The sequence below is a fragment of the Sphaerotilus mobilis genome, from assembly GCF_004216565.1.
In the GTDB taxonomy this organism is placed as follows: Bacteria; Pseudomonadota; Gammaproteobacteria; order Burkholderiales; family Burkholderiaceae_C; genus Sphaerotilus; species Sphaerotilus mobilis.
In genome coordinates this window covers 319,400-333,462 of record NZ_SGWV01000007.1, presented here as the reverse complement: position 1 = coordinate 333,462, position 14,063 = coordinate 319,400, and the positions used below count along the sequence as shown (strand labels likewise).

The following is a 14,063-nucleotide window of genomic DNA, read 5'->3' as shown; positions in this document are numbered from 1 at the left end:
CTGGGAGGGGTCGCCCCGCGTCATGTGCGGGCGGGTGGACGATCGGGCGACGGATGACTCCGACGCCCGATGGAAAAGATTATAGGTGCGCGTCGATGAAGGCCGTCAACTGGGCCTTGGACACGGCGCCGACCTTGGTTGCGGCGAGCTGGCCTTCCTTGAAGATCATCAGCGTCGGGATGCCGCGGATGCCGAAACGTGCTGGCACTTCGCGGTTTTCGTCGACGTTCATCTTCGCGATCTGCAAGCGACCCTCGTAGTCCTTGGCGACTTCGTCGAGGACCGGAGCGATCATCTTGCAGGGGCCGCACCACTCCGCCCAGTAATCCACCAGGACGGGCTTGCCATTCTTGACGACATCGCCGTCGAAGGTCGCATCGGAAACGTGTTTGATGAGATCGCTGCTCATGGGGGATCCGCAGATGGAGTCCGCTCGGGATTGCGGACGGAAGCCCGGATTTTTGCACGTTCACGAAAACGTCGCCGACCTGCGGATGGGACGTGGATGAATCGCCGCCAACGTGGCTGGAATCTGGCGACATTTCCGACCTTGTTCTGCGCTTGAAGTGGGCAGGCCAGGCGGTTCAATCAGGACATCCGAACCGTGCCATCGACGCGCATGCCGCCTCCGTCTCCTCCTTCACGCGCCCCGACCGACGCATCGCCCCGCGCGGCGACAGCGCTGGCGCGCACGTTCGGGCGCTTCGAACTGCGCGAGCTGATGGGGCGAAGCTCCCAGACCATGGCCTGGCTGGCCCGGGATCCGCGCGTCCAGCAGGACGTCTGGCTGCTGATCGCGCGGCATCCCATCGACGACCGTCTTGAACTGGCCGCGGCGGTGGACAACCTGCGTCGTGCGGCGCGCCTGGAACATCCGCGCCTGCTGACGTCGGTGGAGAGCGGTGCGCACGCTGGTCGTGCCTTTGTTGTGTGTGACCGGCCCCAGGGCGCCACGACGCTGGCCCAGCAACTCGCCGAACGCAAGCCGGGCCCTCCGGTGGAGGTGGCTGGCTGGGCGATCGATGCACTCGAAGGGCTGGCCTACGTACACGACGCCGGCTTCGCCCATGGCGACGTGGGCCTGCACACCCTGTTCGTGACCAAGAACGGGCGGCTGATGGTCTGGGGCTGCGGCATGCCCGGCTCGCGCACGCCGCTGTCGGCCGACACCGTCAGCGGGGATCCGGAAGACCCGATCTCGGCCCGCCGGCACCTCACCACCGACCGCGACGTGCTGGCGATCGGCCTGCTGCTCTACGGCTGGATCGCCCAAGCCCCTGCGCTTGACGAGACCGATCTGCCCAGCGCCATCAACCGGCTGGGCCAGGACATCGTGCGGCTGCCCTGGTCCTTGCCAGCTCCAGTCTCTGACGCGTTGCGGGCGATCATCAACCGCGCAACCGACCGCCACGAGCGCCGCCGTTACCTGGGGGCTCGCAGTCTGGAGCGGGCACTTTCGGGTTGGCGCCAGGTCGAGTCTTCCGACCGTGGCGGACCGCTGGCCCTGCTGCTCGACCGCTTGCGCGTCAATGGCCACCTGCCCGCCTTGCCGGGTCTGGCGCAGCGCGTGGTGCAGCTCTCGCGCATGGAGACTCGCCGGCTCGACGAGCTGACCGACGTCGTGCTGGAGGATCCGGCGCTGTCCTTCGAGCTGCTGCGCAGCGTCAACTCGGCCAGCATCGGCCTGATGTCCGACGATGGCGTGACCACCGTGCGGCGCGCCATCCAGCTGATTGGCCTGACCGGTGTGCGGCGGGCGGCTTCAACCCTGCGCGCCTGGCCCGGTCCGCTGCGCGACGGCGCGGCCGAGCGGCTCGAACGCGCCATGCGCCGCGCCTGCATGGCCGGGCATCTGGCGGAGGTGCTGGTGCCGGCGGGCCTCGATGCCGAAGGCGCGCTGATCGCGGCGCAGCTGCAGCATCTGGGCCGTCTCGTGACCTACTACCACTTCCCCGACGAGGCGGTGCAGATCCGCCAGCTGATGCAGCCCGGTCCGCCCCTGCGCGAGGGTGACCCGGTGACGCCGGGCCTGAGCGAGGATGCTGCGGCCATGGCGGTGCTGGGCGTGGACCTGCAGTCCATGGCCAACGCATTGGCGCGCCACTGGGGCCTGGACGAGTCGGTGCAGGAGACCATGCTGCCGCTGCCGCCGGGCCAGTCGGTGGTTGCACCCCACACGGTCGACGGTTGGTTGCGGGTGGTGTCGAGCTGCGCCAACGAGACCCTGCAGGCCTTCGACGCGCCAGTTGCTGCACAGCCGCGAGCCCTGGCCCAGGTCGCCAACCGCTATGCGCGGGCGCTGGGTGTCAGCGTGGAAAGCCTCAAGCAGGCCTACCTCGACGCCCGCGACAAGCTCGCGCGCCACCTGCAGGTCAAGGCCGCCTGAGGCCAGCCTTCAGGCACGTGACAGCGGGCGCCGGTGTGCTGGCGCCCCTTCTTCGGCACATCCCCGAACTCGTCGGCGTCCCCACGCCAGCGCCCCTGCCAGTGCGAGGAAGCCCACTGCCGTCGCGACCGAGACCGCGCAGCCCAGCCGCCCCTCACGAGCGACATGACGAGGTGCCCGTGCGGGCATGAAGCATTCAGGTGGGCGTTCGGTAGAACGATGCGCAGGCAGCAGGGAGCGCCGCGCCAGGAGGGACCTGCGAGCTGTGTTGCGGACGCTCACCATGAAGGGTGAGGTGACACAGCGATGCGATGCATCCGGATCCTCGGGGGCCCGGAGGGGCTTAACCCGTGGATCTGCGCGTGTTTTCTGGAAGAAGGGTGACGAGCCTGAACCCCGGCACTGAACAGAATCGGTTAGGGCTGCTTCGTTCCCGACCTGACCCGTTTGGCCGCCTGCCCATGCGGGGAGGCCCGTCACGGACGATTGTAGGCGAGCCGTCCCGGCCGCTCGCTCCGGCGGGTTTGCGGGGTGTGGCGTGTGCCATGATTGCCGGTCATTGCGGCACACCATCGGTGTGTGCCGGTCAGGCAGCACCTCATCCCAGCAGATGCACGACGACGACGCAGATCTCGAGAAGCTGGCGGCCATCCGCAAGATCCGCCGCTTGATGGAATTCTGGAAGATTGAGCCCGAGGAACTCGCGGGTGTCCCGGTGTCGGCTGCTCCCGTCGTTCGGCGCCGGGTGGTGGCCGAGGTCCGCTACCGGCACCCCGTCAGCGGCGAGACCTGGGACGGCCTCGGCAGCCAGCCCGACTGGCTGCGCCAGGCCTTGATCCGAGAGGGCTACACGGTCGACGAGTTGCGCTGTTCGACCTCGGTTGAGGCGGACCTCGGCGCAACCGGCCTCAGTGATCCGGGGTCATCCTCGACCTGATCGCCAGCAAGGTCTCGACCTGCATGAGGATCGGCGTGGGCACCGGCCTGTCGCCCTCCAGCATCAGGCCGATCAGTGCGGCCGTGCTGGTCGCATCGATCGACGGCGGCAGGTCCGGCACGTCGATCAGAACGCCCTCTTGTGGGGCCACGTCCAGGTCCGGGCGACGTTCGCCCTTCAGGTGAACCTGCAGGCGCGGCTGGCGGCGCGCATCGGCCACCGGTTCCCCTTCGGTGCCGCGCATCAGCACCGCATCGGCGCGGCTGTCGCCCAGGAACTGCGTCAGGCTGACGGCGTATTCGGGATGCGTGTGGTTGACCACCCGCAGCGCGCCCGGCACGGCGGGCAGCAGCTTGGCGACGGTGTGGCCGCTGTTGCGCAGACCCAGCACGCGGCGGATCGCCAGCAGGCCGGCCAGTGGCCGGTTGAGGGCCTCCAGCGCCATGAACGCCGGCTGGCCATCGGACCAGCGTTGCGCGACCGCGCTGGCATCGCCCACGGGTGGAAGGCCGAGGGCCGTGAAGATCGCCGCGCTGGTGATGCGACCGGGATCGTCCAGCACGCCATGAACGAGCACCGGCACGCCCGCACGGGCCAGCAACATCGCCAGCAGCGGGGTCAGGTTGGGCAACTTGCGCGCACCGTTGTAGCTGGGCAGCAGCACGGCCGGGCCCTGTTCAGCGGAGGGCGCAGGCAGGCTCAGCATGTGAGCCATCGTCGCGTCGATGAAGCCCGCCAGCTCGTCGGCACTTTCGCCCTTGATGCGCATGGCCAGCGCGAAGCCACCCAGTTCGAGATCGCTGACACGGCCGTCGAGGATCAGCGCCATCAGGGTGCGGGCCGCCTCGCGGTCGAGTGGACGGGCGCCGTCCTTGCCTCGGCCGATGGTGCGCAGGTAGGGGGCGATGCTCATGGGGATCAGGGTGGATGCAGGGTTCGGGTCAGGCCGGATTCTCGCTGGCATGGGCATCCGGCAGGGCTTGCCGTCGCCTGGCGAGGTCATTGCCTGCAGCCCCATCCAGGCATAGAGAAAACCTAATCGGCCTGTTTTTTCCATCGGCTATCGTGAGGTTCACGGCCCCCAGTCGGTCGTGCAGGCAGCCCCCCGGCAGATGCCGCTGTGGCGCCCCCATCCACCACGCAGGTCCCAACGGAGAGACAGATGAGCACACTCAAGGGTTCCAAGACCGAGCAGAACCTGAAGGACGCCTTCGCCGGCGAATCCCAGGCCAATCGCCGCTACCTGTACTTCGCGAACAAGGCTGACATCGAAGGCCAGAACGACGTCGCCGCACTGTTCCGCTCGACCGCCGAGGGCGAGACCGGCCATGCGCACGGCCACCTCGAGTTCCTGGAGGCCGTTGGCGATCCGGCGACCGGCCTGCCGATCGGCTCCAGCCGCCAGAACCTGATGGCCGCCGTCGCTGGCGAGACCCACGAGTACACCGACATGTACCCGGGCATGGCCAAGACCGCCCGCGACGAGGGCTTCGACGAGATCGCCGACTGGTTCGAGACGCTGGCCAAGGCCGAGCGTTCGCACGCGAACCGCTACCAGAAGGCGCTCGACGCGCTGGTCGACTGAGTCGAGTGGGCGACCGGTGGCGTCCAGCCGCCGGTCGTCCCACCGATCTTCTGATCCTGCCCACCGCCGCGTGGAGGAGCGTCCGATGAGCACCCGTGAAGGCAACCTCGAGGCACCGACCCGTCACCCGCTGGACTGGCTCAGCGCCGACTTCCACGACGAGGACAAGTGCAACGCCGAACTGGAGCGGGTGTTCGACATCTGCCACGGCTGTCGCCGCTGTGTCAGCCTGTGCCAGAGCTTTCCGGCGCTCTTCGATCTGGTCGACGAGACCGATGACGGCGAGGTTCACGGCATCCCCAAGGCCGACTACGGCAAGGTCGTCGAGCAGTGCTATCTGTGCGACCTCTGCTACATGACCAAGTGTCCGTATGTGCCGCCGCACGCTTGGAACCTGGACTTCCCGCACCTGATGTTGCGTGCCAAGGCGATCCGCTTCAAGAAGGGCGAGGTCAGCAAGGCCGACCAGTTCCTGGCCTCGACCGACAAGCATGGCCAGTTCGCCGGCATCCCTCTGGTCGTTCAGGCGGTGAACGCGATCAACGCGACGCCTTTGGCACGCAAGGCCATGGACCGTTTTCTCGGCGTGCACCCGGATGCCTGGATGCCCAGCCTGGCCACGCAGCGCTTTCGCTGGGGCGCGGCCGAGAGCCCCGCCCGCACCGTCACGAACGGCCAGCGCACACCCGGCAAGGTCGCGGTCTATTCGACCTGCTACATCAACTACAACGAGCCCGGCATCGGCCATGACCTGCTCGCCGTGCTCGCGCACAACGACATCCCCTACGAACTGGTCGACAAGGAACGCTGCTGCGGCATGCCCAAGCTCGAACTGGGCGACCTGGACTCGGTGGCCCAGGCCAAGGAAGCCAACATCCCCGTGCTGGACCGGTATGCGCGCGACGGCTGGGCCATCGTGTCGGCCGTGCCGTCCTGCACGCTGATGTTCAAGCAGGAACTGCCGCTGATGTTCCCCGGCGATGAGGCCGTCTTGCGCGTCCAGCAGGCCATGTGGGACCCGTTCGAGTACCTCGCCGCGCGCCACCGCGACGGCCTGCTCAAAACCGACTTCAAGCGTGATCTTGGCCGAGTCAGCTACCAGATCCCCTGCCACGGCCGGGTCCAGAACATCGGGCGCAAGACCGAGGAAGTGCTCAAGCTGATCGGCCAGACCGTCAAGGTGCAGCTCAACACGGTCGAGCGCTGCTCCGGCCACGCTGGCACCTATGGCGTCAAGAAGCCCTACCACGCCCTGGCGATGAAGATCGGCAAGCCGGTGTTCAAGGCCATGGGCAAGCTCGATGCCGAGGGCAACGGCCCCGACTGGATCAGCTCGGATTGCCCGCTGGGCGGCCATCACATCGCCCAGGGCCTGATCGTCAACCAGCTTCCGACGGCGCCACTGGCTCATCCACTGAGCCTGGTGGCGACGGCCTACGGCCTCAAGTGAATCTGACCTTTCCGAGGACACCCGCCATGACCCGCACCGCCTGTGCCATCACCCGCGATAGCCTGCTGACCCTCGAAGCCTATGCCCGCCAGCGCAAGGAAATGCGCGCGGCCGTGATCGAACATCGCAAGCTGCGCTCGGTCCACCTCGGGGAGCACATGACGCTGCAGTTCGAGGACGAGAAGACGATCCGCTACCAGATCCAGGAGATGCTGCGCATCGAGAAGATCTTTGAGGAAGAGGGCATCCAGGGCGAACTGGATGCCTACGCGCCGCTGCTGCCCGATGGCAGCAACTGGAAGGCGACGATGCTGCTGGAGTACCCCGACGTCAACGAGCGCCGGCGCGAGTTGGCGCGTCTGATCGGCGTCGAGGACCGCGTCTTCGTCGAGGTCGAAGGCCATCGCCGGGTCTACGCCATCGCTGACGAGGACCTGGACCGAGAGAACGCCGAAAAGACCTCGGCCGTGCACTTCGTGCGCTTCGAGTTCGACGAGCCGACCCGTGCCGCGATCCGCGCCGGGGCGGGCGTCAAGGTCGGCTGTGATCATGCGAACTACCCGAGCCACGTCAGCTTGACGCCCGAGACCCTGGCCAGCCTGGCCGGTGACCTGCGCTGAGCCCGACATCGGCGGCGACCGCGTCGACCGCAGCGCCGCACCAGTGACCCAATTCACGCCCGCCGCCGGTGAAGGTGAGCGGGCTGGGTGTGCCATGAGCATCTGGCCTTGAGGCGCTGCCTATCATCATTGGCCGCCTTCCCCATCGCGCCACGCCCATGACCGAACTGCCACCCGATCTCGACGTCGCGACCTTGTCCGACCGCCTGCTGGCGATGCTGGATGTGGCCGGCGTGATGGTGTCGCTCAAGGCCGTCGACGGCACGCAGCCCGGCGCCGCCTTGCGCTACCGCTGGGCCAATGCCGCCTGGCTGGGCTTTCTCGGCCGGGATGCGGCGCAGGTCGTGGGGCAGGAAGACATGCAGGTCCTGCCGGCTGCCGATGCAGCGGCGGTGCAGGCGGCCGACCGGCGGGCGCTGGAGGCGCGCGCGGTGGCGGTCGAGCAGCACCGCTTCGAGCGCAGCGGCCAGCGCCTGGACATCCAGACCTGGCGCAGCGAGCTCTCCGGCCCGACCGGTGAACGCCTCTTGCTGACGATCTGGCGACTCGATCCGAAGGCGGCCCTTGAGGTCCGGCTCGACCAGGCGCTGCAGCAGATCGAACGCCAGCAACTGCTGCTGGACCGCTTGCGCGAGGACACCGCCGGTGACCGGCCCGATGCCCTGTTCCGGCGTGACCACTTCGAGGCCACGCTGCAGAGAGAGGCCGCCTTGTCGCAGCGCGAAGGCCGCGAGTTCGCGCTCGTGCTGCTGGCCGTCGACCGGCTGCCGGAGATCCAGCAGCGCCTGGGCGACGCTGCCGTGTCGCGCCTGGGCGAGACGCTGCAAGGGTTGATGCGGGCCAACACGCGGGCGATGGATGCCCTGTCGCAGCTCGGGCCGGAGCGCTTCGCGATCCTGTTCTCCGGCATTGGCCTGGCGACCGCCCATGCCCGTGTCGAACAGCTGCGGCGGGCCTGCGCGGCCGAGGTGCTGGTGCAGGACGGCCAGTCCTATGGCTTCGAGATCTCTGCCGGTGTGGCCAGCTTCCCGCACAGTGCCAAGCGGCTCGACGACCTGAGCGCAGCCGCCATCCGAGCACTCAACGAAGCTCGCCACCGCGGCGGCAATCTTGTGCTGCCTGCCAGCATCTCCTTGGCGGAAAGCCGGCTGGCCATGGGCAAGCCAGCGGCGTCGCCCTGAGCGTCGGCGCGCGAGAGGTTCAGGCCAACGCCCGGCTGGCCATGTAGGCAGCCAGCAGGTAGAGCACACCTGCAAAGGCCTTCTTGAGCTGGGCGACGTCCATCGCATGCGCGACCTTGGCGCCCAGCGGTGCGGTCAGCACGCTGGCACTGGCGATCACCGCCAGCCCCGGCAACCAGAGGTAGCCCATGGCGCCGGGCAGGGCGGGCGGCAGGTTCCAGCCGCCGACGACATAGCCGACTGTGTTGGCCAGCGCGATCGGAAAGCCCAAGGCAGCCGAGGTGGCGACCGCGTGGTGCATGGCCACGTTGCACCAGGTCATGAACGGCACCGAGATGAAACCGCCACCGGCACCCACCAGGCCGGAAACAAAGCCGATCAGACCCCCTGCGCCCAAGCTGCCGGCCGTGCCGGGCATCTGGCGCGACGCGGCCGGCTTCTTGTTGCGCAGCATCTGAGTGGCCGAGAAGGCAACGAAGACCGCAAACACGGCGGCCAGGGCCTGTCCCTTGATCGCCGCGAAGGCGCCCGCACCGGCGACGAGGCCCCCGCCGACGATGCCCGGCGCGAGCTGGCGCACGAGGTCCCAGCGCACGGCGCCCCGGCGGTGATGGGCCCGCACGCTGGAGACGGAGGTGAACAGAATCGTCGCCATGGAGGTCGCGATCGCCATCTTCACCGCAGGCCCCGCATCGACCCCGCGATGCGACAGGATCAGTGTCATGAAGGGCACCATCAACATGCCGCCACCGATGCCCAGCAAGCCGGCGAGGAAGCCGGTGCCAACGCCCAAGGTCAGCAGTTCAAGGACCAGCAGGGGATCGAGGTTCATGTTCGGGAAGGACGGTCGTCGGGGACACCGAGCGTGGCCAGCACCGCCCGCCATTGGGTAGGCGTCACCGGGGTGATGGACAGGCGGCTGCCGCGCTGCAGCACCACCATGTCGGCCAGGCTGGGCGTGGCGCGCATCTCGGCCAGGCCGAGCAGGCGCGTCTTGCGCACGAAGCGCACGTCGACATGGACCCAGCGCGGTGTGGCCGGGTCGGACTTGGCGTCAAAGTAGGGACTGGCCGGGTCGAACTGCGTCGCGTCCGGGTAGGCCGTGCTTGCCACCTCGGCCAGGCCGGCGATGCCGGGCTGCGGGCAAGACGAGTGATAGAACAGCACGCCGTCCCCGATGCGCATCGCGTCGCGCATGAAGTTGCGGGCTTGGTAGTTGCGCACCCCGGTCCAGGGGAGGCACTGGCTCACCGATTGAGCCAGCGTGTCGATCGAGGCCTCATCGGGCTCGCTCTTCATCAGCCAGTAGGCACGTTCCATCGGTGCAGGAAAGAGAGGGTGTCCGCCGCGAACCAAAGGTCGCATTCCTGAACCCAGGGGGATTCAGGTGGGCAAGGTCAGCCAGGCTTCGGGTTCATCTGACGCGAGACGATCACACCAGCCTGGAGATGTTCCAAGCCCTGGCTCGCGAGAGCATCGGTTCAAGGAAATATAAAACCTTCGCGAACGCAGCGGACGAGTCCATTCTAGAACCCGAGCGAGTCCCTGCGGGGCGCATGGGGCTCAAAGCAACTGGCCGTCGTGACCCAATGCAGCATCGACGCGGCGAACCAGCGCGTCGACGTCGATCGCCCCCGATTCAGGGCTTGCGACCGGGCCAGCGGCCGGCGCAGATGCGGCGGCCGACGCGCCGGCGCGGTCCTGTTCGGCCAGCGCATAGGCCAGGTTGAGAGCAGCCAGCACGGCGATGCGCTCGCGGGCCTTGACCCGGCCGGCATCGCGGATGCCGCACATCTCGCGGTCGACGCTGCTGACGGCTTCGAGCAACTCGGTCTCGTGCCCTTCGGGACAGGCGAGCACATAGGTCTGGCCCATGATGCTGACTTCGATCTGCTTCATGCGTCGCTCCCGGAGGCCTGCGCCGCGTCGTTTTCGTTGGCCGGCAGGCGTTCGATCAGGGCGTCGATGCGGTGGCGCGCCGCAGCCAGGCGCGAACGCAGGTTGTCGCGTTCGGCCAGCACCGTGGCGAGCTGCTGTTCGAGCAGCGTGTTGGTGCGCTTGAGCTCGTCGTGCCGCAGCAGCAGGCGGTCGACGCGGTCGGCCAGGTCTTCGAGGTTGGACATGCGCGGAGGGGTTGCGGTGCAGTCGCAACAGCTGCGGGCACCGAGCCCATCGATTGTAGAGGGGGGCCTGCGCCGCCGCGCGGCTACAGCGGCCTTGCCAAGGTCGTCAGCCGGGCGTCGGTGACGCACGGATACACTCGGCTCCGTTGGTGCTCGGGCCCTCCTCAAGGGGCCCGGTTAAACGGGAAGCAGGAAGGCAAAGCCCCACGGGACAAGCCCAACCTGCGCTGCCCCCGCAACGGTAAGCGGACGGTCGAAGGCATGCGCCCAGACCCGCTTCTGCGTTCAACCACTGGTGTCGCTTGCGGCGCCGGGAAGGTCGCAGAGGTTGTTCCGTCAGCCCGGATACCGGCCAACGGGGGGCGGACACGCGTGCGTGTCCTCCATGTGGTGCAGGCCTGCGGGGACGCTGGCGTGCACGTCTGATCCGTGGTTCTTCCGATGTCTTCTACTTTCCGTACCAGCCGCCGCCCGGCGGTCTCTTCGCGCCTGTTCGTCCTCGCGCCGCTGGCCTGGGCCGCCGGCCTGTGTGCCAGTGGCGCCGTCCAGGCCCAAGCCGATCTCGGCACCCGTCTGGCCTTGGCCGACAGATTGCCTCAGGTTGTCATCACGGCCAGCCGGATGCCCCAGCGCATCGACCAGGCGATTGCTGATGTCACGGTCATCGACCGCGACCAGATCGACCGCTCCGAAGGCCTCACGCTGGCCGAGCTGATCGCCCGACAGGCCGGCGTGCAGTTGTCGTCCAACGGCGGTCTGGGTAAGGCCAGTGCCGTGTTCATGCGCGGCCTCGAGGGGCGACACGTCCTGCTGTTGGTCGACGGTGTGCGCTACGGCTCGGCCACTCTGGGGGAGCCTGACTTCGCCAACCTGCCGCTGGCCGGCATCGAGCGCATCGAGATCGTGCGCGGACCGATGTCGGGCCTCTACGGCAGCGACGCGGTCGGCGGCGTCATCCAGGTTTTCACGCGCCAGGCCACGCCCGGCGAAGGCTTGCGCGTCAATGCACGCAGCACCGCAGGTAGCCATGGCCATGGCCAGGTCGGCGCCGGCCTGTCCTTTGCGGGCGATGGCTACAGCGGCGGGCTGCAACTTCTGCACACCGAAGAGGACGGCTACTCGGCGACCAATGCCGGCGTGCCGTTCGGCAACTTCAACCCCGATCGGGACGGCATCAACCAGAACGCCGCTCGCCTGCATCTGCGGCGGGACTGGAACGCTGACTGGTCGACGCGTGCGCAGTTGTTGCAAGTCGACGCCCGCACCCAGTACGACGATGGTCCGGGCGCCGATGCGCTGGCCAGCCTGGGCACGCAGGTGTCGTCCCTGGAGGTCGAAGGGCGCGTGCTGCCCGGTTGGCGTTCGCAGTGGCGCTTCGCCCGCAGCGTGAACGACTACGGCACGCTGGTCTCGGCCCCCACGAGCTTCAATGACCTCGGCACCATCCACACCGATCAGCGCACTCTGGCGTGGGAGAACGTCGTCTCGCTGCCACTGGGTTCGCTCGTCGCCCTGGTCGACCGGCTTGAGCAGCGGGTCAGCAAGCCGGTCCAGAACTACGACGTCACCCGGCGCACGATCCAGGGTCTGGCGCTGGGCTACAACCTGCAAGCGGGCGACCACAGCCTGCAGACCAGCCTGCGCCGCGACCTCAACTCCCAGTTCGGCGGCCAGACGACCGGTTCGGCGGGCTACGGCTACGCATTCACGCCGAGCTGGCAGGGCCATGCCCAGGTGGGCACCAGCTTCGTGGCGCCGTCGTTCAACCAGTTGTACTGGCCGGGCTTCGGCAATGCGCTGCTGCTGCCCGAGCGCGGCCGTCATGCCGAACTCGGCATCCGCCACGTCGAGGGTGATGACCGCTTTGGCGCCACGCTCTACGCCAACCGAATCCGCGGCTACATCACCGAGGGCGCCAACCCGGTCAACCTGCCGTATTCACGCTCGACCGGACTGACACTTCAGGGCGAGCAACGCTGGGGCGTGCTGAACCTGAGCAGCTCGGTCGATCTGCTGCGCCCGGTGAACGACAGCGAGGGCAACGCGAACGAGGGCAAGCTGCTGCCGCGACGCGCCCAGCGCACGTTCAAGCTTTCGGCCGACGTCGACCGCGGCGCTTGGCGCTACGGCACGTCGATCCAGGCTCACGCCCATCGCTACGACGATGCAGCCAACCTGCGCCGGCTGGCGGGCTATGCGACGGTGGACCTGCACAGCGCCTGGAGCGTTACGTCCGACTGGCAACTGAGTGCACGCCTGAACAACCTGGCAGACCGGACCTACGAGACGGCACGCGGGTTCAACCAGGCCGGTCGGGCGCTGTACGTCGGCGTGCGCTATTCGCCGCGTTGATCGAGACCCCGCAGAGGCCCGCGCCATGACCCACACCCTCATCCTCGGCGGCCAAAAAAGCGGCAAGTCGCGTGCGGCCGAGCAGCTTGCAGGGGACTGGCTGTCGAGCGGGCAGGGGCGTGGTGCGACCTTGGTGGCGACGGCCTGGCCCGGTGACGAGGAGATGCGCATGCGCATCGCCCGTCACCAGGGCGACCGCACCGAGCGGGTGCCGGGCCTGGCGTTGCATGAACTGGCGGGAGATCTGGCCCATGCCCTGCAGATGCTCAGCACCGTCGACCGCCTGCTGGTGGTCGACTGTCTGACGCTGTGGCTGACGCAGCTGGCGATGCCGCCGCCGGGTGTGGATGCTGGCGACGTGGACGGCGCCATCGAGCGCCTCTGCGCCGTCTTGCCCGGCCTGCCTGGTCCGGTCGTGCTGGTCTCCAACGAGATCGGCCTGGGCGTGATGCCGATGGGGGCCGAGACGCGCCGTTTTCTCGACCGGCTCGGGCTGCTGCATCAGCGCCTGGCGCGGGTCTGCACGCGGGTCACGTTGATGGTGGCCGGCATGCCGCTGGTGGTGAAGGGCGGTGCGGCATGACGCGCGCTTGGGCCTTGCTGCTGGTCCTGCTGTCGACGCTGACACAGGCTCAGGCCGCGCCGAGCGATGCACCCGTCGACCCGCCACCTCGGCGCATCGTCTCGCTCCTGCCTTCCATCACCGAAGCCGTCTGCGCCCTCGATGCCTGCGACCGGCTCGTCGGCGTCGACCGCTATTCCAACTTCCCGGCGTCGATCGCCGGCTTGCCACGGCTCGGGGGCATGGACGATGCGCAGCTCGAACGCATCGTCGCGCTGCGGCCGGACCTCGTGCTGGCCTCGCCTTCGACCCGTGTCGTCGACCGCCTGCGCGTGCTGGGCCTGCGCGTGGTCACCCTGCAGGCCGAGAGCCATGCCGATGTGCGCCACGCGCTCGAGCGCATCGCCGCCGTGATCGGGCGGCCCGAGAGGGCCGACGCCTTGTGGCGTGCCATCGAGGCCGACCTGAGCGCGTCCGCGCAGCGCGTGCCGGCGGGCTGGCGCGGCCGGCGGGTCTATTTCGAGATTGCCACCACGCCGTACGCTGCGGGCGCCGCGTCCTTCATCGGGGAGACGTTGGCGCGCCTGGGGCTGCGCAACATCGTCGATGCGGGCATGGGCCCCTTCCCGCAGCTCAACCCCGAGTTCATCTTGCGCGCCGCGCCCGATCTGGTGATGGCCGCCGCGCAGCCGCTGGCCGAGATGCCGCGTCGGCCGGGTTGGGGCCGGCTCGTGGCCTTGTCCTCGCGCCAGACCTGCGCCTTCGCAGCGGCGCCCTACGACATGCTGGTGCGGCCCGGTCCGCGTCTGGGCGAGGCCGCCCGGCTGATCGCCGATTGCCTGGCGGCCTTGCCGCCGCCGCGCTGAC

15 protein-coding genes, 2 other RNA genes and 1 riboswitch are annotated in these 14,063 nt (G+C 68.5%); of the genes, 9 read left to right on the top strand and 8 right to left on the bottom strand.

The annotated features are described in order from the left end of the window. Positions 1–79 precede the first annotated feature (79 nt). Entirely contained in the window at positions 80–409 is a 330-nt protein-coding gene (gene trxA / locus EV685_RS01760; RefSeq protein ID WP_130480265.1) for a thioredoxin TrxA, read from the bottom strand. A gap of 195 nt (positions 410–604) precedes the next feature. Between trxA and EV685_RS01755 the strand changes: the two genes are divergently transcribed. Next, positions 605–2,386, top strand: a complete 1,782-nt coding sequence (locus EV685_RS01755; protein WP_207224737.1) for an HDOD domain-containing protein — start codon at positions 605–607, stop codon at positions 2,384–2,386. Positions 2,387–2,765: 379 nt separating this feature from the next. On the opposite strand, the gene ffs is transcribed toward EV685_RS01755, so the two are convergent. Further along, positions 2,766–2,864: signal recognition particle sRNA small type (ffs, locus tag EV685_RS01750), an RNA gene on the bottom strand. A gap of 132 nt (positions 2,865–2,996) precedes the next feature. Here ffs and EV685_RS01745 point away from each other — a divergent pair. Continuing rightward, positions 2,997–3,323: an H-NS family nucleoid-associated regulatory protein gene (locus tag EV685_RS01745; protein WP_130480263.1), complete on the top strand. Its 327-nt coding sequence runs from the start codon at positions 2,997–2,999 to the stop codon at positions 3,321–3,323. On the opposite strand, the gene ybiB is transcribed toward EV685_RS01745, so the two are convergent. Beyond that, entirely contained in the window at positions 3,295–4,236 is a 942-nt protein-coding gene (ybiB, locus tag EV685_RS01740) for a DNA-binding protein YbiB (RefSeq protein WP_130480262.1), read from the bottom strand. The two genes, EV685_RS01745 and ybiB, sit on opposite strands and share 29 nt — an antisense overlap. A 249-nt stretch (positions 4,237–4,485) precedes the next feature. Here ybiB and EV685_RS01735 point away from each other — a divergent pair, with 249 nt between their 5' ends. The 4 genes from EV685_RS01735 (at position 4,486) to EV685_RS01720 (ending at position 8,159) form a co-directional block, all read left to right on the top strand. Beyond that, a complete protein-coding gene (locus EV685_RS01735) occupies positions 4,486–4,908 on the top strand; it encodes a rubrerythrin family protein (RefSeq protein ID WP_130480261.1) in 423 nt (140 codons plus the stop codon). Positions 4,909–4,993: 85 nt separating this feature from the next. After that, positions 4,994–6,358 (top strand): (Fe-S)-binding protein, encoded by a 1,365-nt coding sequence (locus EV685_RS01730; RefSeq protein WP_130480260.1) that lies wholly within the window; start codon positions 4,994–4,996, stop codon positions 6,356–6,358. A 26-nt stretch (positions 6,359–6,384) separates the two neighbouring features. Continuing rightward, positions 6,385–6,978 carry a DUF3501 family protein gene (locus tag EV685_RS01725; RefSeq protein ID WP_130480259.1) on the top strand — a complete coding sequence of 198 codons (594 nt, stop codon included), beginning with the start codon at positions 6,385–6,387 and terminating at the stop codon, positions 6,976–6,978. A gap of 158 nt (positions 6,979–7,136) precedes the next feature. Continuing rightward, positions 7,137–8,159, top strand: a complete 1,023-nt coding sequence (locus EV685_RS01720; RefSeq protein ID WP_130480258.1) for a GGDEF domain-containing protein — start codon at positions 7,137–7,139, stop codon at positions 8,157–8,159. Between the two features lie 19 nt (positions 8,160–8,178). Here EV685_RS01720 and EV685_RS01715 read toward each other — a convergent pair whose 3' ends face one another. The 5 genes from EV685_RS01715 to EV685_RS01700 all read right to left on the bottom strand — a co-directional run bounded on the left by EV685_RS01715 (position 8,179) and on the right by EV685_RS01700 (position 10,282). Beyond that, positions 8,179–8,991, bottom strand: a complete 813-nt coding sequence (locus EV685_RS01715) for a sulfite exporter TauE/SafE family protein (RefSeq protein ID WP_130480257.1) — start codon at positions 8,989–8,991, stop codon at positions 8,179–8,181. Then, complete coding sequence (locus EV685_RS01710) at positions 8,988–9,479, bottom strand: EVE domain-containing protein (protein ID WP_130480256.1); 492 nt, start codon at positions 9,477–9,479, stop codon at positions 8,988–8,990. The genes EV685_RS01715 and EV685_RS01710 overlap by 4 nt, the downstream gene beginning before the upstream one ends. A gap of 18 nt (positions 9,480–9,497) precedes the next feature. After that, positions 9,498–9,677, bottom strand: a non-coding RNA gene (gene ssrS, locus EV685_RS21320) — 6S RNA. A 45-nt stretch (positions 9,678–9,722) separates the two neighbouring features. Further along, on the bottom strand, positions 9,723–10,058 hold the full coding sequence (locus EV685_RS01705; RefSeq protein ID WP_130480255.1) for a cell division protein ZapA: 336 nt from the start codon (positions 10,056–10,058) through the stop codon (positions 9,723–9,725). Continuing rightward, a complete protein-coding gene (locus EV685_RS01700) occupies positions 10,055–10,282 on the bottom strand; it encodes a DUF904 domain-containing protein (protein WP_130480254.1) in 228 nt (75 codons plus the stop codon). Before EV685_RS01700 ends, EV685_RS01705 begins: the two co-directional genes overlap by 4 nt. A gap of 130 nt (positions 10,283–10,412) precedes the next feature. Next, a riboswitch (cobalamin riboswitch) is annotated at positions 10,413–10,653 on the top strand. 70 nt (positions 10,654–10,723) lie between these two features. Here EV685_RS01700 and EV685_RS01695 point away from each other — a divergent pair. The 3 genes from EV685_RS01695 to EV685_RS01685 are packed head-to-tail and all read left to right on the top strand — an operon-like array spanning position 10,724 to position 14,062. Next, positions 10,724–12,634: a TonB-dependent receptor domain-containing protein gene (locus EV685_RS01695; protein WP_130480253.1), complete on the top strand. Its 1,911-nt coding sequence runs from the start codon at positions 10,724–10,726 to the stop codon at positions 12,632–12,634. Between the two features lie 25 nt (positions 12,635–12,659). Next, a complete protein-coding gene (locus tag EV685_RS01690; protein ID WP_130480252.1) occupies positions 12,660–13,217 on the top strand; it encodes a bifunctional adenosylcobinamide kinase/adenosylcobinamide-phosphate guanylyltransferase in 558 nt (185 codons plus the stop codon). Further along, positions 13,214–14,062: an ABC transporter substrate-binding protein gene (locus EV685_RS01685; protein ID WP_130480251.1), complete on the top strand. Its 849-nt coding sequence runs from the start codon at positions 13,214–13,216 to the stop codon at positions 14,060–14,062. Before EV685_RS01690 ends, EV685_RS01685 begins: the two co-directional genes overlap by 4 nt. Position 14,063: the final 1 nt, after the last annotated feature.

What these genes read in the sequence shown, in the direction of transcription:
- EV685_RS01685 (WP_130480251.1), top strand. Translation starts at nt 13,214, where the DNA reads ATGACGCGCGCTTGGGCCTTGCTGCTGGTCCTGCTGTCGACGCTGACA.
- trxA (WP_130480265.1), bottom strand. Translation starts at nt 409, where the DNA reads ATGAGCAGCGATCTCATCAAACACGTTTCCGATGCGACCTTCGACGGC.
- EV685_RS01695 (WP_130480253.1), top strand. Translation starts at nt 10,724, where the DNA reads ATGTCTTCTACTTTCCGTACCAGCCGCCGCCCGGCGGTCTCTTCGCGC.
- EV685_RS01735 (WP_130480261.1), top strand. Translation starts at nt 4,486, where the DNA reads ATGAGCACACTCAAGGGTTCCAAGACCGAGCAGAACCTGAAGGACGCC.
- EV685_RS01730 (WP_130480260.1), top strand. Translation starts at nt 4,994, where the DNA reads ATGAGCACCCGTGAAGGCAACCTCGAGGCACCGACCCGTCACCCGCTG.
- EV685_RS01705 (WP_130480255.1), bottom strand. Translation starts at nt 10,058, where the DNA reads ATGAAGCAGATCGAAGTCAGCATCATGGGCCAGACCTATGTGCTCGCC.
- EV685_RS01710 (WP_130480256.1), bottom strand. Translation starts at nt 9,479, where the DNA reads ATGGAACGTGCCTACTGGCTGATGAAGAGCGAGCCCGATGAGGCCTCG.
- ybiB (WP_130480262.1), bottom strand. Translation starts at nt 4,236, where the DNA reads ATGAGCATCGCCCCCTACCTGCGCACCATCGGCCGAGGCAAGGACGGC.
- EV685_RS01690 (WP_130480252.1), top strand. Translation starts at nt 12,660, where the DNA reads ATGACCCACACCCTCATCCTCGGCGGCCAAAAAAGCGGCAAGTCGCGT.
- EV685_RS01700 (WP_130480254.1), bottom strand. Translation starts at nt 10,282, where the DNA reads ATGTCCAACCTCGAAGACCTGGCCGACCGCGTCGACCGCCTGCTGCTG.
- EV685_RS01745 (WP_130480263.1), top strand. Translation starts at nt 2,997, where the DNA reads ATGCACGACGACGACGCAGATCTCGAGAAGCTGGCGGCCATCCGCAAG.
- EV685_RS01715 (WP_130480257.1), bottom strand. Translation starts at nt 8,991, where the DNA reads ATGAACCTCGATCCCCTGCTGGTCCTTGAACTGCTGACCTTGGGCGTT.
- EV685_RS01725 (WP_130480259.1), top strand. Translation starts at nt 6,385, where the DNA reads ATGACCCGCACCGCCTGTGCCATCACCCGCGATAGCCTGCTGACCCTC.
- EV685_RS01720 (WP_130480258.1), top strand. Translation starts at nt 7,137, where the DNA reads ATGACCGAACTGCCACCCGATCTCGACGTCGCGACCTTGTCCGACCGC.